This is a genomic window from Daejeonella sp., from assembly GCF_049655485.1.
GTDB lineage: Bacteria > Bacteroidota > Bacteroidia > Sphingobacteriales > Sphingobacteriaceae > Daejeonella.
The window spans coordinates 1-17,950 of sequence record NZ_JBASJU010000372.1; the positions used below are offsets into that span (position 1 = coordinate 1).

The following is a 17,950-nucleotide window of genomic DNA, read 5'->3' on the forward strand; positions in this document are numbered from 1 at the left end:
CGGTATACCCATCCGTGAGGAGCTATGTTAGCTACACACAGCCCAATTACAGGGTTCGTGTTGGCGATTTCCGCACCAGACTGGAGGCACAGAAGTTTCTGAATGAGCTCAGGAAGCAGTATTCTTCACTCTTTATATTTGCCGAAAGAATTAATCCACGATAATGCTTAAAGATAAAATCAGCCGCCTTGCTCAGGACATTCATTCTGAAGTTATAGCTAACCGCCGGCATTTACACGCCAATCCGGAATTATCATTTGAGGAGTACGAGACTTCCGCTTTTGTGAAGTCTAAACTCGATGAACTGGGTATCAGCTATCAGAAGATGGCCGATACAGGTATTGTCGCACTGATAAAAGGAGCGAAACCGTCCGATGCGGTTGTAGCCCTAAGAGCTGATATGGATGCCTTGCCTATTCTGGAAGCAAATGATGTTCCCTATCGTTCAACAAAGGATGGTGTGATGCATGCCTGCGGACATGATGTGCACACTTCTTCACTTCTTGGTACGGCTAAAATCCTCACAGAACTAAAAGATGAGTTTGCGGGTACTGTTAAGTTAATATTTCAACCTGCCGAAGAACGCTTGCCGGGCGGAGCTAACCTGATGATTAAAGAAGGTGTTTTGGAAAACCCGAAACCACAAGCGGTAATCGGGCAGCACGTAATGCCACTCATAGAAACGGGTAAAGTTGGCTTCAGGGCAGGTAAATACATGGCATCTACCGATGAGATTTATGTCACTGTTCATGGAAAAGGCGGACACGGTGCGCAGCCTCAGCAGAATATCGATCCGGTACTCATAACAGCGCATATTATAGTGGCACTTCAATCTATTGTTAGCCGCGTGGCTGATCCTAAAATACCGTCTGTACTTTCCTTTGGAAAAGTTATAGCAAATGGAGCAACAAACGTCATCCCCAACGAGGTAAAACTTGAAGGAACATTCAGGACAATGGATGAGGAATGGCGAAGCAAGGCTCATGAGAAGATGAAGAAAATGGCGGAAGGTATAGCGGAGGCTATGGGCGGCAGCTGCGACTTCAATATCATGAGGGGCTATCCTTTTTTAATTAACGAAGAAAAGCTAACCGAGAATACCCGCGCTTATGCAGAAGAATATTTAGGGAAGGAAAACGTTCTGGATCTGGATATCTGGATGGCTGCTGAGGATTTTGCTTACTACTCTCAGGCTGCTGATGCTTGTTTTTATCGGCTCGGTACTGCCAATGAGGCGCGGGGAATAACATCATCAGTTCATACGCCAACCTTTGATGTGGATGAAGATTCACTAAAATTGAGCACAGGCCTGATGACCTATATAGCCCTTAAACAACTGGGTAATTAAAAATTGCGGGCTTTCCGCATGCTAAAATTATGAAGAAGTTAATTCTTATTGTTACTCTAATATTTACCAGCACCTGGGGCTTTACTCAAGACATTCCCCGATTTAACCCGGATACCGTCTGGACCATAAATATTGATTCCGCTATTACGGTTCAGTCGACACGCTTAACTGTTGAATCATTCATTAACGAAGTGATGAATGATACCAGTTTCTATAAGGCCTTCAGTAACATGAAGAAATATTCTTTTACTGCAGAGAATAGCATATTTACCTACGATAAGAAAAACCAGGTTGAAGGAAGTATTTATCGCAAGATATTCCACAATAACAATGGGCCGTATAAAATGGAGTTCCTTGAAAAACGGGATAAAGGAAAGGTCTATAAAAAGAACGGAAAGTATTCGCTTTATACCGTGGAGATGTTTGACTATATATTCATGAACGCCTATAACTCTGATTTTACACCATCCGAAGATCTTGGCGGTACGAAGGAAAGCAACGAATCCTATAAGAATAAATTAAAGACTCTGATCTTCAGCCCGGGCCGCCCGGTAAAAGGTATCCCTTTTATCAGTAATAAGACTTCGATCTTCACCCCGAATATGCGCCAGTATTATGATTATACTTTTTTCAGGGGTACCTATCTCGATTCCATACCAGTCTATATTTTTAAAGTGAAAATGAAGCCCGACTTGTCCAACTGGACTAAAGACGGCATCATGATTAAGGAATTGGTAACTACATTTGATATGCGGAACTTCCAAATCCTGGGCCGCTCTGTGGATATGAAATATGATAACCTGGCTTTCGATTTCGATGTACAGATGAATATCGAGCTAGGCTATTTTGGTGAAGATCAAACTCTGCTCCCCACCAAGATCAGTTATCAGGGTAATTGGGATATTCCGCTCAAGAGAGAAGAGCGGGCTAGCTTTCTGATCCTTCATAAAGGGTACAAATTAGGGAAATAGAAGCTTAGTATATTGCGCTCAGATTCCAGCGGAGGCTGGAATCTCCTCATTTCTCAACAACATATTCTGTCATTCCAGCGTAAGCTGGAACCTCAGATGGCCTTTAAGTGAGAACTACAATATCACCACCCCCTCTTTAATAGCCCAGCAAAGCATAGGGTAGAAATTCCGGAACCCCATCTTTCTAAGCATATTCTTTCTGTGCGTCTGCACGGTAAACTCACTGATAAATAGCTGTTCAGCAATTTCGCGACTGCTATAACCACTCGACATAAGCTGAAGTATTTCGCTTTCGCGATCGCTTAACATCGTGTCTGTAACTGTTGGTCTTTCAAATGTTAGATTGTGCATGATCGGTGATTTTGGTTTAACAAATCTCTTTTAGAATAGCATCATGCGTCAGGGCCAATCCGCCCGAAAGAATAGGGTGTTTTTACGGTATTAAAACAGAGGAATTTACGGTTGGAAAGTAATTAAGTTTTTGCGGATATTAGTGTAAACCTAAAACTTATCGACATGACAGAAAAAGCTCTTGCAACATTCAACAACATTTCCAAGGATAAAGCCTGGAAAATGATTGAAAAATATCGGAAACATTATAAAGGGAAAGAATTTCAGGGAGCAGAATATCTCTCCCATGGGGTTTGGTTTACTTTTAACGACCTAGAAGATTGGATCAAAGAGGCAAAGGATGAGAATTGTACTGGGGTACGAATATATTTTGCAACATATTTAGACAAAGAGGATCATCCGCATCGCGGCAATCCCAATATCAAACGTAATTATGCTCACCGAAACACCGTAGTACTTATAGCTACCAAGACAGAGGGAGGGGTTGAAAGAGATCATTATAAAGTAGTAGTTCCAGATAAAATTTTTGACCCTTTGAACAAAGGCGAACTTTGCCCGGAAGAGTGTGGTGAATAAGGTCAATGAATAAGTTCCTCAGTTTCAATATAGCGATTGAGCTAATTTGCTTTTTTATTGCTTTGTTTTACCTGCAAAGTGATAAAAAAGCATTTTGGAAGATGTTTATCCCATTTCTTCTTTTAACTGTTATCACGGAACTTTATGGAAGATATATAGGGAGGTACCTGCATCAGCCTAATGGCTGGCTTTACAATATTTATCTAATTATTGAAATTGCCTTCATTCATTTTATTCTGGCTAGAAACATCGAATTATTTTTCAGGAAATCACAATTAATTGTAGGAGTATCATTGGCAGTCGTCGGTGTAATGTATTTCGTCGAAACTGCTTATCTTCAGACTGAAGGTTTTTACAACACCACATTTAAGGTATTCTCTATAAATACAGTCGTATTATGTTTATTCTTTTATTACGGTTTTGTTAAGCAGGAAAGTTATATTCCTATAAAAAAATATCCTCCATTTTGGATCATTGCAGGTATTTTATTCTTCTATTTTGGAGGAACGGTTATGAATTTTATTTATAATGTTTTAACTATTGAAATTACCCCTAATAAAACTATTAGGTCATATATCAACCATGTGCTTATTTTACTTCTTTATAGTTTTTGGTCTTATTCATTTATATGCAGACATCGAACCAGGATATTGCAACCATCGTCGCGTTAAGTACACTGGTTTTTCTTCTGGCGCCTGCTTTTTTGCTCCTATACATCAATTCGTATAACCGCAGAAAAAAAGACCACATTACGGAGAAACAAACCTTGCAGCAAGTGTACGAGGCAGATTTACTCAAGACACAGTTAGAGGTGCAGGAACAAACCATGAAAACTATAGCTGCCGATCTGCACGATAATATCGGACAGTTATTAAGCCTGACGAGCCTTACCTTAGGCTCGATCACGGTGTCAGACAATAAGACAGCAAAAAAACTCGATGATTCACAGCAGCTGGTCCGGCGCTCCATCAAAGAATTAAGGCAGCTCGCAAACTTGCTTCACGGGGAAAGGATTATTGAAAACGGTTTGGTAGACGCTATTAATCATGAGGTAGATTGGCTAAAGAAGCCAGGTACCTACGAAGTAAACTTTTACAATTTGATTAAAGAGGAATACGAGCTCTCGGCAGAAAAGACTCTCATTATTTTCCGTCTGCTGCAGGAAGTGATTAATAACATCATAAAGCACTCCGGCGCAACCGAAATCAATATTAGCCTGGGCCAGGCTGAAGGCAAAATTCTGCTTTCAATTACAGACAATGGTGTGGGATTTCAGCCAGATGAAGTGTCGAACTCGGGTATGGGCCTGTCAAATTTACAGATAAGAACCCAGGCAATTCAGGGTGAACTTGATATCATTTCTGCTCCTGATGCAGGCACTACTATAGCCGTTAAAGTCCCTTATCCCTGATCCATGTTAGAGAAAATTTCCATAGTGATCGTTGACGACCATACCCTGTTCCGTTCGGGTGTGGCCAACCTGCTTTCCGAGTTTGAAGAAATTGAGGTGTTGTTCCAGGCGTCCAGCGGGAAGGATCTTCAGCAGAAACTGTCTCCAGATAAGCTGCCGGATATCATCCTGATGGATATTACGATGCCGTACATGGACGGATACGAAGCAACGAAATGGGTTACAACGCTTTATCCTCAAATTAGTGTCCTTGCCCTAAGTATGTTTGACGATGAAAAGTCGATCATCAATATGCTTAAGGCCGGTGCCTGCGGTTATTTACTGAAAGAATCCAATGCCTCCGATCTCCTCGAAGCCATCAAAGTCACGAAAGAAAAAGGATTGTTCATCAACGAGAATGTTTCCGGCAGAATGCTGATGTCGCTGCGTAATGATTCTAAAGGCAGTTCTACCGATGTAAAACTAAGTGATAGAGAGATGGAATTCCTGCAATATTGCAGCACAGAATTAACTTACAAAGAGATTGCGGAGAGAATGAATGTCAGCCCCCGCACGGTTGATAATTACCGTGAATCCCTTTTTAGTAAATTAAATATCAAAACCAGAACGGGTTTGGTAGTTTTTGGGATAAGAACTTCGCTTATTCGGATTTGATTCTTGTCCTTGCGAGGACGTACAACGAAGCATTCTCTTTGGCAGCTTGTCCTTGCGAGTGTTAATTTATCTCATAAAAATCAATATAAATGACGTTTAATAAAAAACGTCAATGGTAGGAGGCACGACGAAGCAATCTCCTGTAACGGGACATCGAGATTGCTTCGTTGCAATCGCAAAGACACCTGAAAATTACCTAGTATTGGGTATTGTCGCCTGACCCAGTTTATGTGATTTTTGTTCTGGTAGAGTTCAGCTGTAAATAAATATTCCCTTAGTAATCTGTTAACCTTTATCACAACATTTAACCTAAGGGTAGGGTTGATTAATTGTAGCGGCATTAGAAATAATGCCGCTTTTTTTATGGGAGATCTTTCTGCCCTTCGCTAAGAAATTTCCCCGTTCCCTAATTGAACACGAAATTTTCCTTAATTTTATCTCCCATCTGAAAAGTTTTGATTCCTAAAGAAACCGTTGATAAGATCATAGAAACTTCCCGCATTGAAGATGTGGTTGGAGATTTTGTGTCCTTAAAACGAAGAGGGACCAGCTTGATCGGCTTATGCCCTTTCCATAATGAAAAAACCCCTTCCTTCCATGTTTCCGTAGGTAAGGGGATTTATAAATGCTTTGGATGCGGGAAAGGCGGAGATTCTGTCCGTTTTATCATGGATCATGAAAAGGCTAACTATCCTGAAGCTTTAAGATACCTCGCAAATAAGTATAATATTGAAATCGCTGAGGTTGAAAATACTCCGGAAGAACAGGCGATTAACGACAGGCGCGAAAGCTTGTTTATTGTCTCTGCTTTTGCTTCTAAGTTCTTCCAGCAGCAGATGTTCGAAACCGAGGAGGGTAAAAGCATAGGCCTCAGCTATTTTAAAGAGCGCGGTTTCCGGGATGATATTATTAAGAAGTTTGAACTCGGTTATTCACCGGATGTTTGGGATGCCCTGACAACTACAGCGGTTTCCGAAGGGTATAATATACAGTTCCTGGAAGAAACTGGCCTGACCATCCGTAAAGACAATGACAAATTATACGACCGTTTCCGGGGGCGTGTGATGTTTCCCATACATAGTTTTACAGGCAGGGTAATTGGTTTCGGGGGGCGGACTTTAAAAACAGACAAGGCAGTCCCCAAGTATGTTAATTCCCCGGAAAGTGATATCTATCATAAGTCGAATGTGCTTTATGGCTTATCCTTCGCCAAAAAGGCAATTCGGGATCTGGACAATTGCTATCTGGTAGAAGGTTATGCCGATGTATTATCTGTCCACCAGGCCGGAATTGAAAACGTAGTTGCTTCTTCGGGTACCTCGCTAACTGTTGAGCAGATCCGTCTTATCAAGCGCTTTACTGAGAATATCACCATTCTTTACGATGGGGATGAGGCAGGTATTAAAGCTTCCCTAAGGGGGCTCGATATGATCCTGGAAGAGGGTTTGAATGTAAAGGTGGTACTTTTCCCTGATGGGGATGACCCGGACTCTTACGTACAGAAATTTGGAAGTGCTGCATTTAAAACGCACATCGAACAGAGTAAAAAGGACTTCATATTATTTAAGACCAGCATTCTTTTAAAGGATGCCGGAAAAGACCCCATAAAGCGGGCAGGAATTATCCGGGAAGTAGTAGAAAGCATCGCCAAGATCCCGGATGGTATTAAGGCCTCAGTCTTTGTTAGGGAATGCAGTTCGCTTCTGCAGATAGAAGAGCGTGTACTGATCTCTGAGTTAAATAAGATCCGGGCAGCAAAAAATAAAGGTTCATACCAGTCGCAGCCCCAGCCCAGCCCCGAAGCTGCACCAGAACCGGATTTTGCAGAAATCCCAGGGGGTGCTTCAGGTACAGATGAAGCCCAGGAAAAAGAAATTGTTCGCCTGCTTCTAAATTATGGACATGAATTAGTTCATTGGGATGGGATAACCGATACCTACATCGCTCCATACGTAATCGGTAACCTAGCTGATGTAACTTTCGAACATCCCTTATGCATCCGGGTAATAGATGAATACAAGAAACAATTGGAAGAGGGTGAACTTCCTTCAGAGCAGGATTTTATTAAACACACTGATCATGAGATCGCCGACCTTGCGATAACCATGGTATCATCACCTTATGTTCTCAGTGAAAACTGGTACGCCAGGAGAAAAATATACGTGAAGAATGAAAGTGAGAATCTTCGGTCCACTATACTGGGCGGTATATTTCATTTAAAGAAACGCAAAGTCGACAGGATCCTGAAGAAAATCAGGGACGAGATACAGGCCGAAGATGACGCCGACAACCAAGCTATATTAATGAAGAAATACCTGCAGGTGAAAGAGGTTGAAAAGGGCATCTCTTTATTTCTGGGTTCTGTAATTGTGAAGTGATGGCTTCTCACAACGATACCGGCACTAAGGGCGAAGTAATCGCAAAGAAATTCCTTGAAGATAAAGGCTATAAAATATTGGAAACCAATTGGCGGTGTCACAGGGCTGAAGTAGATCTGATTGCCTTTAAAGATTCAACCCTGATATTTGCTGAAGTTAAAACCCGTACAGGAAATAGTTATGGCGAGCCGGAAGACTTCGTGACTTATGCTAAACAAGGTCTTATGGAATTCGCCGCCGAAGAGTATATTTATAAGCTTGAACATAATGATGAGATAAGGTTTGATATTATTTCGATACTCTTTGATAAATTTGATAGTTATACCGTTAACCATATCGAAGATGCGTTCTGGCCTGGCTTATAACATCTGCACATAAATTTATATCATGCGATTTCAACTGAGCTCCCTTTCAATTATCACCGTTTTGTTATTATCTCAATGCACAGGAGAGATAAGTACTAAGGAGGAGACATCCACTTTCATCAGTCCGGAAGCAGGCAAGGCGATCAATGTGGGTGATACCATGAGTCTGCAGGTCAGGCTTAATGACAAAGTTGATTCGGTTGTTTATTATGCAGATGGTGAACGTTTATCAAATTCTGTTGATGAAAAGCCCGTTAGCGTGGAGACTGGTAAATTAGCTTTAGGAACGAAAGCTATCACAGCGAAAATATATAGGAAGGGAGCAGAGCCGGAAGAGATCAGCACAAGTATTGTTTTGAAATCATCATTAGTTCCGGAGAAATTACAATATACCGTTGTTCAACAATTCAAGCACGATACTGAATCTTATACCCAAGGCTTGGAATTTCACAATGGCTTTTTCTATGAGAGCGATGGACTTGTAGGGGAATCATCTGTAAGAAAGACGGAAATTTCCGGAAAAGTATTGCAGCTTACGCCAGTCGAAAATGTGTTTGCCGAAGGTATTACCATTATCGGCAATAAAATCCTGATGCTTACCTACACTGAAAATGTGAATATGGAGTTCGACCTGAAAAGCCTAAAACTAATACGCGAATATCCAACACCCTATAGCCGGCAAGGCTGGGGTTTGTGTAATGACGGCAGCAAAATCTATAATTCTGACGGCACAAACGTTCTTCACATTCTGAATAAGGATACTTATATGGAAGAAGGTTATATCGAGGTTTATGATAATAATGGACCAGTGGGTTCTTTGAATGAATTGGAATACATTGACGGGATGATCTATGCCAATATTTATGAATCCGACCGGATTGTAATCATCAATTCTGCAAATGGCCAGGTTACTGCAGAAGTCGATTTGTCAAATCTTTATCCTGACCTTTCCCGCGATCCTGATCTGGTGCTAAACGGTATTGCCTGGGATGCGGCTGGTAAAAGGCTTTTTGTAACGGGGAAGAAATGGGATAAGTTATTTCAGATTAAGTTGAGTCCTCAACCTGCGCTATAATGAAAAGAGCAGTATTACTAGTGTCTATATTGTTCTGCAGCTCATACGCATTTGCTCAGATTAGAACGAAGAACTTAGTAATTGTAACTCTTGACGGCTTAAGATGGCAGGAGGTTTTTAGAGGTGCAGATTCGGCACTCGTTAATATTGAAGCATATAACCCTGATAAAAAGGAAATTACTTCGAGATTCGTCAGGGAATCCCCTTTAGCACGTCGAGAACTGCTGATGCCTTTCTTTTGGTCCACAGTAGCGCAAAAGGGCCAGATTTATGGGAACCGGGACATTGGTAATAAAGCAGAGGTTGCTAATCCTTACCGGTTTTCTTATCCTGGGTATAATGAGCTTTTCACCGGTTTTCCTGATCCGCGAGTGAATTCAAATGATCAGGTTCCAAATCCAAATACTAACGTTCTCGAGTACATCAACAAACAGAAAGGTTTTGAGGGAAAAGTCATTGCATTTACTTCCTGGGAAGTTTTCCCATCCATTCTGTACGATAAACGATCAGGTATAATCGTCAACTCCGGATTGATGGACCTTAATATCCCCGGAATGAGTGATCGTCTTAAACTTTTAAATGAAATGCAGCACTTATCGCCTGGTTTTGTTGCGGAAGAGATGAGGCTGGATGTTTTGACTTACCAATTTGGCAAGCAATATATGATCGATAAAAAGCCACGGGTTTTATATCTGGGTTTTGATGAAACCGATGATCTTGCGCACCAGGGGAATTACAAAATGTATTTACAGCAAGCCAGAAAGACAGATGCTATATTAGCTGATCTCTGGAAGTACCTGCAGTCAGATCCCTTTTACAAAGATCAAACAACTTTGATCATTACCACGGATCACGGAAGGGGTGAAGTGCCTTTAGATACTTGGAAATCACATGGTGAGAAGATTGCCGGAGCCGAGCAAGTTTGGTTCGCTGTTATGGGGCCAGATATCCCCGCCAAGGGCCTAATAAAAACTCCCACCACCATTTACCATAAACAATTAGCTCAAACCATTTCGGAACTTTTGGGATTGGATTTCAAATCGGGTGCGGGGCATGAAGTTGGGGAGAGTATTAGATTGAAGTAACTTCTCTTTTCAATATGGTACTACCAGAGGTTCCCGCTTTCGCGGAAATGACAAATCTTTGTTGTGGGGGAGGGGAGTTTAGGGTACCTACCCACGATTAGTTTACTTCAGTTTTCAGTTTTCCACTTTCAGCTTTCTTTCCTCCATTCCTTATACTGATTAATCAAGCCATTAGTAGAAGAATCATGCCCAGTCACTTTATCATCATTCTTCAACTCCGGCAAAATCTGCCCAGCTAACTGCTTCCCAAGTTCCACTCCCCATTGATCAAAGCTGAAAATATTCCAGATTATTCCCTGAACGAATATTTTGTGTTCGTAAATCGCGATCAACGAACCTAAAGTAAAGGGTGTAATTTTCTTAACCAGTATGGAATTAGTCGGTTTATCGCCATCAAATACCTTAAAAGGGGCTAATTCGACAATTTCTCTTGCTTTCTTACCAGCATTTTTGAGTTCTGCTTCTACTTCCTGTCTGTTCTTGCCATTCATCAGTGCTTCTGTTTGAGCGAAGAAGTTAGATAGCAATAGTTGATGGTGATTTCCCATCGGGTTGTGGCTTTGGGCAGGGGCTATAAAGTCGCATGGGATTAGCTTGGTCCCCTGATGAATCAATTGATAGAATGCATGCTGTCCGTTAGTCCCCGGTTCTCCCCAGATTACAGGTCCGGTTTGATAATCAATAGCATCCCCATCGCGGTCAGTTGATTTACCGTTACTTTCCATATCTCCCTGTTGAAAGTAGGCAGCGAAGCGATGCATATACTGATCATACGGAAGAATCGCCTGGCTTTGTGATTCGAAAAAATTGGTGTACCAGATACCAAGAAGGGCAAGGATTACAGGGATGTTGTCTTTGAAGTCGGTGTTCCTGAAGTGTTTGTCGCTTTCATGCGCACCAGCAAGTAGTAATTTAAAATTATCGAATCCTATTCCGCAGGCAATACTCAATCCGATAGCACTCCACAGGGAGTAACGTCCGCCTACCCAGTCCCAGAACTCAAACATATTCGCAGTATCAATACCGAATTCTGACACCCCTGCTTCATTTGTAGAGATGGCAATGAAGTGTTTAGCCACAAATTCTTTTGTTCCGCCATTATTCAGGAACCAATCACGTGCGGAATAGGCGTTTGCCATCGTTTCCTGCGTGGTGAAAGTCTTGGAAGCGATCATGAAAAGTGTAGTTTCCGGATCGGTTTTCTTAAGAGTTTCAGCTATATGGGAGCCATCTACATTAGAAACAAAATGAAGTTTCAGGTGGTTGCTATAGGGCTTCAAAGCTTCGGTAACCATTACCGGACCTAAATCAGAGCCACCTATACCGATGTTTACAATATGTTGAATAGGCTTACCACTATACCCTTTCCACTCACCGCTGATTACTTTGGCCGAGAACATTTCCATTTTGTCAAGCACGCGATGGATATCTGCAAGAATGTCTTTCTCTTCGAGTATAAAGCCGGATCTGTTAGGATTTCGTAGCGCAGCATGTAAAACAGCCCGGTCTTCTGTCTCATTTATCTTCTCGCCAGAAAACATTGCTTCGATGGCTTCCTTAAGGCCGCTTTCCGTAGCCAGATCTACTAATAATTTATGCGTTTCCTCGTTTATCCGATTTTTGGAGTAATCGAGCAGAATATCCCCGAAACGGATGGAGAATTTTTCGAACCTGTTCTCATCCTGAAAAAGATCTCGTAAATGATGCTTTTTGATCTGGTCATAATGTAAGGCCAACGATTTAAATGCATGTAAGGAGGTAAAATTCTGACGTGGAAGCATGATGTTGGGTGTAAGTGGTAGGTTGTAAGTAATATTTGTAAGTAATAAGTAGCAAGTTTTAAATAAAGGCAATTCTGAACGCTTTATGTCACTAATCCTACTTTTATTAATTGTAAAATTAGATTTATATACAGTAATTTGGATTTATTCTAACCAATAAATAATGAAGAAATTATTAACCATCTTATTGATGGGATGCTGCATCCCGTTATTTGCGCAGACCAAAGCCGATGATGTGAAGACTTTCACGCTGAAGAACGGTATGAAATTCCTCGTGCTTGAAGATAGCTCTATTCCTAATGCGAATATGTATTTATTTTACAAAGTTGGTTCGAGGAACGAGTACCCGGGGATAACGGGATTATCACACTTCTTCGAACATATGATGTTCAATGGTGCTAAAAAGTACGGCCCGAAGATGTTCGACCAGACTATGGAGTTTAATGGGGGCGCAAATAATGCCTATACCACCCAAAACGTAACCGTCTATACCAACTGGTTTCCTGTAAGTGCGATGGAAACAATTTTTGACCTGGAGGCCGACCGAATTTCCAGTTTAAGCATCGATCCTAAAATGGTGGAAAGTGAGCGTGGAGTTGTACTTTCCGAAAGGAGCACATCACTCGAAAATTCTCCCTGGAGCATGCTGAGCGACGCTGTAAATGCAACTGCGTTTCAGGAACACCCATATCACTGGACAGTGATAGGATATGAAAGCGATATCAAAAACTGGACGAAAAATGATCTTGAGAAATATTTCAAAACCTATTATGCACCTAACAATTGTGTCGTTGTTGTTTCTGGGAATGTTAAAGTTGATCAGGTGAAGCAGCTCGCTGAAAAGTACCTTGCTAACATCCCTAAGGGGCCAGACCCGAAACCTGTGCACTTAGTTGAGCCGCCGCAAACAGGCGAACGCCGTGTTACGGTTCAAAAGGATGTTCCTACTCCCTACATGATGATCGGTTATCATACTCCAGAAGCTAAACACAAGGATTTTTATGCTCTGAGTATTTTAAGTTCTATTCTAAGCAACGGAAATTCCTCACGCTTATACTCTGCGCTTGTGGATGAAAAACAACTCGCAACAGCTGTATTCACTGATTATAGCGAAAGTTTTGATCCAAATCTCTTCCAGTTTTATATGCAAAGTGCTAGAGATGTTAAAGATTCAGACCTGGAGAATGCCGTGTACGAAGTGATTGAGAAAATAATGAAAGATGGTATTACCGCACAGGAACTTCAGAAGATCAAGAACCAAAAGTTGATGGAGTTCTATTCCCAGTTGGAAACCATAAACGGGAAATCAAACAATATTGGAACCTACGAAGTGTTCTTTGGAGATTATCGCAAAATGTTCGACGCTCCTGCAGAATATTCTAAAGTATCTGCAGATGATGTTAAACGTGTCGCAAATGAATATTTCAAGAAGTCCAATCGCACAGTTGGAGTATTAAAAACTAATGTTGAGGATTAAAGAAATGAAACGATTTACTAATTCTATATTTTCAGTACTAACGCTGATCATATTTTCACTAACTGTTAGTGCTCAAACGAAACAGGCACCTTTTAAAGTTCCTGCTTATGAGAAATTTACATTAGCGAATGGCCTGACTGTTTATTTAATGGAACAGCACGAAGTGCCGGTAATAAGTGTTACTGCAATTCTTCCGGCTGGTGCAATTTACGACGGTACAACTTCTGGGCTGGCTTCTCTTACTGCATCGGGCCTGCAATATGGCACAAAAAGCTTTTCTAAAAGTAAGATTGAAGAAGAACTTGATTTCATCGGAGCAAGCCTGAATACATATGCAAGCAAAGAGTCTGCGGGCCTATCGGCTAAGTTTGCTTCGAAAGATGCGGATAAAGTCCTGCCCATCCTAAAAGAAGTTCTTATTGACCCAGTCTTCGATAAGGATGAATTCGAGAAGGAGAGAAAAAGGGTATTAACCGGTCTTGATCAGGCAAAGCAGAGCCCACGGAATGTTATATCATCGTATTGGGATAAGTTTATTTTTGGTGACCACGTTTATGGAAATTCATTAACGGGAAGCCCAGCAACGGTAAGTAAATTCAATGTTGATGATCTCAAGAAATTTTATTCCGCGAACTATTCGCCAAAAGGCGCTGCCATTGCAGTAGCCGGGGATTTTAATTCCAAAGACATGAGGACGCGTATTGAGTCATTATTTGGATCCTGGAAAAATAATGGTACCGTACAAGCGAATCTTGCTGCGCAAAGCGTTCCAGCCATTCCTTCGGCCAGGATTCTCCTGGTTAATAAGGACGATGCCCGGGAGACAACTTTCCTGATCGGTGGCCTGGGTATCCGCAGGGATAATCCCGACTTTGTAGCTATTGATGTGGTAAACACAGTATTTGGTGGGAGGTTTACTTCATGGTTGAACGGTGAGCTTCGTGTTAATTCCGGCCTGACCTATGGTGCGAACAGCAGATTTACTCCATTAAAGAACTCTGGGACTTTCGCTATCTCCACATTTACTGCCAATAAAACAACCGAAGCTACAATTGATAAAGCGCTACAGGTTCTGGACAGCCTTCACAAAAAAGGATTTAGCGATAAAACTCTTGCCTCTGCAAAGAACTATGTGAAAGGCCAATTCCCGCCGAGATATGAAACCGCTGGACAGCTTGCAGGATTATTGACTCAGATGTTCTGGTATGGATTTGACGAGTCATTTATTAATAACTTCGAAAAGAATGTCGACGGACTTACAGCCGCAGAGTCAAAGGAAATTATTAATAAGTACTTCCCGAAAGATAAGCTTCAGTTTGTAGTAATCGGCAAATCAGAAGAGATCAAAAAAATTGCTGAAAAGTATGGGCCGGTGGTGACGAAGGAGATAAAGGCGGACGGGTTTTAACGTTAATTTTTGAGAATTAGGAAAACACCTGCTATTAACAAAAAAGCTCCTGCTAACCGCATTATATTGAATGGATGCTGAATAAATCCGAGGTAGCCAAAATGATCTAAAAAGAGGGCAAAAAGGATCTGTCCAGCTACGATCAGACCTGTTGTATTTGCTGCTCCGATGCGGGGAGCGATAATGATGACCCCGCTCACATATAATGCGCCAATTAGTCCGCCAGTCCATTTATGCCAGGAGATACCGCTTAGATTCGCCAATCCACCCAGGCTTTCCTTTTGAAAAAACAAGATGTATAGTAATAAAGCAAAGCTTCCCACTAAAAAGGAAACCAATGCGGCAAGGACAGGGTTTCCCACAACGGTTCTTAACTGAGCGTTTACCCCAGTTTGTGTGGCGATGGCGAGTCCTGCTAAAATAGCAAGGATATAATAGATGTAATTGCTCATAGTATAAGATTTAAATCAAATGTAATCAATAGTCTGTCTGATGAAACCTGTATGAGCTTGCCACTCACAAAAAAACATGATATAAGCTCATACCTGCCTGACCCGTAGCAGGCAAGCTTCATTGCCTTTAAAAAATAGACTATATACAAATGAAACCATCATGAGCATGCTTCTCACAAACCATCATGATATGCTCATGATAGCTTCATCACCGATAAAAACAAACTATAAATTGATGAAAATTCTGTCTAAACAATCCCGACCAAACAAATATAGTACATTGAACACTTAAAATGTTTAGCAACTTCTTCAAGTAAAAAACTGTTAAACGCTTTTTGAGTTTCGGCATAAACCAAAAAACATGGATTTTGTATAGAAGGTGCTAAACATTTTACTAATTATTAATTCAATAATTGATCAGTACCTAAATAGAGATGCGAATTTTTATATTTTTGCATTATGACCAAAGAAAACATTACGGATTTAAGGGACAGAATAACGTCTCTGAGGAGGCATCTTTGACATCGACAAGAAGTTAGATGATCTCAAGAACGAGCAGGACATAGCACTCCGGCCTGATTTCTGGGACGACCCCAAAGAGGCTGAAAAAGCTCTTCATTCAATAAATACAAAAAAGAAGTGGACCGATGAGTTCCAGGAAGCTGAAGCTTCTGTGGAGGATTCATCTGTTATGCTCGAGTTTTTCCAATCGGGCGATGCTACAGAGGATGAACTCAAAGAGCAATATGAGCTCACTTTGCAGAAAGTAGAGGATCTTGAGTTTAAAAATATGTTAAGCTCAGAAGAAGATCAGCTGAATGCTGTGATGCAGATCACTGCCGGTGCAGGTGGAACAGAAAGCTGCGATTGGGCTTCTATGCTTTTGCGGATGTATATTATGTGGGGCGAGAAACACGGATTTAAAATATCCGAGCAGGATTATCAGGAGGGGGATGTTGCTGGTATCAAAACAGTAACTATTCAGTTGGAGGGCAATTTTGCTTATGGATACCTTAAAGGAGAAAACGGAGTACACAGGCTGGTGAGGATTTCGCCATTTGATTCCAATGCGAAACGACATACTTCCTTCGCCTCGGTCTATGTTTATCCTTTGGTTGATGATACGATTGAAATAGATGTCAATCCAGCCGACATTGAATTTGAGACTTTTCGTTCAGGTGGTGCGGGCGGACAAAATGTAAATAAGGTTGAGACTGCCGTCAGGTTATATCATAAACCTTCAGGAATCATCATCAAAAACCAGGAATCCCGCTCCCAGCTACAGAATAAGGAAAATGCTATTCGCCTCTTAAAATCTCAACTTTACGAAGTTGAAATGCGCAAACGTAGAGAGGCATCGGCAAGTATCGAAGGGAACAAGAAGAAAATAGAATGGGGATCACAGATCCGTAACTACGTTCTTCATCCATATAAATTGGTAAAAGATCTCCGGACAAACCATGAAACATCGAACGCCCAGGCGGTTTTGGATGGGGATCTGGATGAGTTTTTGAAGTCTTATTTGATGGAATTTTAAGGAGGAATAAAGAACAAGGAGCAAAGACAGAGCAAGGTAAAAGGAATGTTTTGTCCTTGATCTTTGTTCCTTTGTCTATTTCGGCTCCGGAAACAGTCCCAACAACTCTTGCAACTCCGCAACCTTATCCAGGGCAGAAAGCTTCTCGTATGCGCTGATCAAGTTCCTCAGCACCCGCTGAATAATATCCACATTACTGCATGGCTCGTAAAAATGCTCATTGGGCTTTAAATTGAGCTGTTTCAGGAAGGCATCTACATCCTTACGCCCGAAGATAAATCCTTTATTAAAAGCATTGATGTAGAACAGTATCCTGTCTTCAAACATATCACCCGAAACCATAATACTCTCGGCGGGGGTTTCATCTACATATGCCAGGATAAAGTGTTGCGGTAGGTTAACACCGTAAATCGGGATGTCGAGCTTTTGGGCGATGATTGAATAAATCACTGCAAGCAGGATTTGGTTCCCCTTTTTGCTTTCCAGGACCTGGCTTAGGTAAGAGTTTTGAGGATCCTGATGATTAGTGGTATTTCCGGTGAATCCGTGGACACTATAAAGCACGTGGTTGATAAGTTTTACCTTCTCGACAGCACTCATATCGTAAATCATCTGCATCCAGATGTCACGTTTGATGTCTTCCAGCTGGTTTATTACCTTTTGTTCATCCAGATCAGGATATTGGTACTTATTTATGATGATAATGCCCTGCAGAAGATCAAATGATCCTCCGATATACCAGAGTTCTAATTCCTTCTTAATATTTTGAAACTGGATCTTGTGAACCAGGTTTTCTATCCGTTCCTGCAGGATGGTGTCCAGGGATTGGCCCCAGGCATTTTCCAAATGATGGATAACTTCATTTCCGTAGGATAATAGCTTTTCCTCAACATGACTAGCTATTTCCTGATCAGGATCATCAAGTAATTTAATTAAAGATTCTACTTCTTTTTCATTCATGTCGTACGCAAAATTACGAAAAATGTGGTGGAGGCCAGTTCTCCTCCCTATCTTTACAAGCTATGATAAATCTGCAATTAGCAGTCGACTACCTAAAACATCGATTTCAATCCAAAACCCG

Annotated in this window: 17 protein-coding genes; 13 read left to right on the forward strand and 4 right to left on the reverse strand. The window is 41.3% G+C overall.

From position 1 onward, the window contains the following. Nucleotides 1-14 precede the first annotated feature (14 nt). The 3 genes from WBJ10_RS15345 to WBJ10_RS15355 are packed head-to-tail and all read left to right on the forward strand — an operon-like array spanning nucleotide 15 to nucleotide 2,319. Nucleotides 15-164, forward strand: a complete 150-nt coding sequence (locus WBJ10_RS15345) for an SPOR domain-containing protein (protein WP_424291878.1) — start codon at nucleotides 15-17, stop codon at nucleotides 162-164. Then, nucleotides 164-1,348 carry a M20 metallopeptidase family protein gene (locus WBJ10_RS15350; protein WP_424291846.1) on the forward strand — a complete coding sequence of 395 codons (1,185 nt, stop codon included), beginning with the start codon at nucleotides 164-166 and terminating at the stop codon, nucleotides 1,346-1,348. Before WBJ10_RS15345 ends, WBJ10_RS15350 begins: the two co-directional genes overlap by 1 nt. 29 nt (nucleotides 1,349-1,377) lie before the next feature. Beyond that, entirely contained in the window at nucleotides 1,378-2,319 is a 942-nt protein-coding gene (locus tag WBJ10_RS15355; RefSeq protein ID WP_424291848.1) for a hypothetical protein, read from the forward strand. Between the two features lie 114 nt (nucleotides 2,320-2,433). Here the strand turns inward: WBJ10_RS15355 and WBJ10_RS15360 are convergent, their stop codons facing one another. Beyond that, the gene (locus tag WBJ10_RS15360; protein WP_424291850.1) at nucleotides 2,434-2,670 is read right to left on the reverse strand and encodes a response regulator transcription factor; all 237 of its coding nucleotides are present in this window, start codon (nucleotides 2,668-2,670) and stop codon (nucleotides 2,434-2,436) included. 165 nt (nucleotides 2,671-2,835) lie between these two features. Here WBJ10_RS15360 and WBJ10_RS15365 point away from each other — a divergent pair, with 165 nt between their 5' ends. From WBJ10_RS15365 to WBJ10_RS15395, 7 genes are all read left to right on the forward strand, one after another. Continuing rightward, nucleotides 2,836-3,246 (forward strand): hypothetical protein, encoded by a 411-nt coding sequence (locus WBJ10_RS15365; protein WP_424291852.1) that lies wholly within the window; start codon nucleotides 2,836-2,838, stop codon nucleotides 3,244-3,246. A gap of 628 nt (nucleotides 3,247-3,874) precedes the next feature. Beyond that, nucleotides 3,875-4,657, forward strand: a complete 783-nt coding sequence (locus WBJ10_RS15370) for a sensor histidine kinase (RefSeq protein WP_424291854.1) — start codon at nucleotides 3,875-3,877, stop codon at nucleotides 4,655-4,657. A 3-nt stretch (nucleotides 4,658-4,660) separates the two neighbouring features. Further along, nucleotides 4,661-5,311 carry a response regulator gene (locus WBJ10_RS15375; RefSeq protein ID WP_424291856.1) on the forward strand — a complete coding sequence of 217 codons (651 nt, stop codon included), beginning with the start codon at nucleotides 4,661-4,663 and terminating at the stop codon, nucleotides 5,309-5,311. A gap of 455 nt (nucleotides 5,312-5,766) precedes the next feature. Further along, a complete protein-coding gene (gene dnaG, locus WBJ10_RS15380) occupies nucleotides 5,767-7,689 on the forward strand; it encodes a DNA primase (RefSeq protein WP_424291858.1) in 1,923 nt (640 codons plus the stop codon). Continuing rightward, complete coding sequence (locus WBJ10_RS15385) at nucleotides 7,689-8,054, forward strand: YraN family protein (RefSeq protein WP_424291860.1); 366 nt, start codon at nucleotides 7,689-7,691, stop codon at nucleotides 8,052-8,054. Before dnaG ends, WBJ10_RS15385 begins: the two co-directional genes overlap by 1 nt. Nucleotides 8,055-8,076: 22 nt before the next feature. Then, entirely contained in the window at nucleotides 8,077-9,129 is a 1,053-nt protein-coding gene (locus WBJ10_RS15390) for a glutaminyl-peptide cyclotransferase (protein WP_424291862.1), read from the forward strand. Further along, on the forward strand, nucleotides 9,129-10,214 hold the full coding sequence (locus WBJ10_RS15395) for an alkaline phosphatase family protein (protein ID WP_424291864.1): 1,086 nt from the start codon (nucleotides 9,129-9,131) through the stop codon (nucleotides 10,212-10,214). The genes WBJ10_RS15390 and WBJ10_RS15395 overlap by 1 nt, the downstream gene beginning before the upstream one ends. A 128-nt stretch (nucleotides 10,215-10,342) precedes the next feature. On the opposite strand, the gene pgi is transcribed toward WBJ10_RS15395, so the two are convergent. Then, nucleotides 10,343-11,995 carry a glucose-6-phosphate isomerase gene (gene pgi / locus WBJ10_RS15400; protein ID WP_424291866.1) on the reverse strand — a complete coding sequence of 551 codons (1,653 nt, stop codon included), beginning with the start codon at nucleotides 11,993-11,995 and terminating at the stop codon, nucleotides 10,343-10,345. 163 nt (nucleotides 11,996-12,158) lie between these two features. On the opposite strand from pgi, the gene WBJ10_RS15405 reads away from it, so the two are divergent. Continuing rightward, nucleotides 12,159-13,472 (forward strand): M16 family metallopeptidase, encoded by a 1,314-nt coding sequence (locus WBJ10_RS15405; RefSeq protein ID WP_424291868.1) that lies wholly within the window; start codon nucleotides 12,159-12,161, stop codon nucleotides 13,470-13,472. A 4-nt stretch (nucleotides 13,473-13,476) separates the two neighbouring features. After that, nucleotides 13,477-14,880: a M16 family metallopeptidase gene (locus WBJ10_RS15410; RefSeq protein WP_424291870.1), complete on the forward strand. Its 1,404-nt coding sequence runs from the start codon at nucleotides 13,477-13,479 to the stop codon at nucleotides 14,878-14,880. Nucleotides 14,881-14,882: 2 nt separating this feature from the next. On the opposite strand, the gene WBJ10_RS15415 is transcribed toward WBJ10_RS15410, so the two are convergent. After that, nucleotides 14,883-15,332, reverse strand: coding sequence for a DMT family transporter (locus tag WBJ10_RS15415; protein ID WP_424291872.1), 450 nt, complete (start codon nucleotides 15,330-15,332; stop codon nucleotides 14,883-14,885). A 459-nt stretch (nucleotides 15,333-15,791) separates the two neighbouring features. Between WBJ10_RS15415 and prfB the strand changes: the two genes are divergently transcribed. Beyond that, nucleotides 15,792-16,869 (forward strand): peptide chain release factor 2 gene (gene prfB / locus WBJ10_RS15420; protein ID WP_424291874.1). Its coding sequence is split into 2 segments (ribosomal slippage): nucleotides 15,792-15,851 and nucleotides 15,853-16,869, totalling 1,077 coding nucleotides; the frame shifts between segments, so codons are not numbered across the junction. Nucleotides 16,870-16,944: 75 nt separating this feature from the next. Here prfB and WBJ10_RS15425 read toward each other — a convergent pair. Continuing rightward, complete coding sequence (locus WBJ10_RS15425) at nucleotides 16,945-17,829, reverse strand: transglutaminase-like domain-containing protein (protein WP_424291876.1); 885 nt, start codon at nucleotides 17,827-17,829, stop codon at nucleotides 16,945-16,947. Between the last annotated feature and the right edge of the window lie 121 nt (nucleotides 17,830-17,950).

Excerpts from the sequence above, each read along its gene's own strand:
- WBJ10_RS15375 (WP_424291856.1), top strand. The coding sequence starts at position 4,661 with ATGTTAGAGAAAATTTCCATAGTGATCGTTGACGACCATACCCTGTTC.
- WBJ10_RS15360 (WP_424291850.1), bottom strand. The coding sequence starts at position 2,670 with ATGCACAATCTAACATTTGAAAGACCAACAGTTACAGACACGATGTTA.
- WBJ10_RS15350 (WP_424291846.1), top strand. The coding sequence starts at position 164 with ATGCTTAAAGATAAAATCAGCCGCCTTGCTCAGGACATTCATTCTGAA.
- WBJ10_RS15385 (WP_424291860.1), top strand. The coding sequence starts at position 7,689 with ATGGCTTCTCACAACGATACCGGCACTAAGGGCGAAGTAATCGCAAAG.
- WBJ10_RS15365 (WP_424291852.1), top strand. The coding sequence starts at position 2,836 with ATGACAGAAAAAGCTCTTGCAACATTCAACAACATTTCCAAGGATAAA.
- WBJ10_RS15355 (WP_424291848.1), top strand. The coding sequence starts at position 1,378 with ATGAAGAAGTTAATTCTTATTGTTACTCTAATATTTACCAGCACCTGG.
- WBJ10_RS15370 (WP_424291854.1), top strand. The coding sequence starts at position 3,875 with ATGCAGACATCGAACCAGGATATTGCAACCATCGTCGCGTTAAGTACA.
- pgi (WP_424291866.1), bottom strand. The coding sequence starts at position 11,995 with ATGCTTCCACGTCAGAATTTTACCTCCTTACATGCATTTAAATCGTTG.
- WBJ10_RS15390 (WP_424291862.1), top strand. The coding sequence starts at position 8,077 with ATGCGATTTCAACTGAGCTCCCTTTCAATTATCACCGTTTTGTTATTA.
- WBJ10_RS15405 (WP_424291868.1), top strand. The coding sequence starts at position 12,159 with ATGAAGAAATTATTAACCATCTTATTGATGGGATGCTGCATCCCGTTA.
- WBJ10_RS15395 (WP_424291864.1), top strand. The coding sequence starts at position 9,129 with ATGAAAAGAGCAGTATTACTAGTGTCTATATTGTTCTGCAGCTCATAC.
- WBJ10_RS15410 (WP_424291870.1), top strand. The coding sequence starts at position 13,477 with ATGAAACGATTTACTAATTCTATATTTTCAGTACTAACGCTGATCATA.
- WBJ10_RS15415 (WP_424291872.1), bottom strand. The coding sequence starts at position 15,332 with ATGAGCAATTACATCTATTATATCCTTGCTATTTTAGCAGGACTCGCC.
- WBJ10_RS15425 (WP_424291876.1), bottom strand. The coding sequence starts at position 17,829 with ATGAATGAAAAAGAAGTAGAATCTTTAATTAAATTACTTGATGATCCT.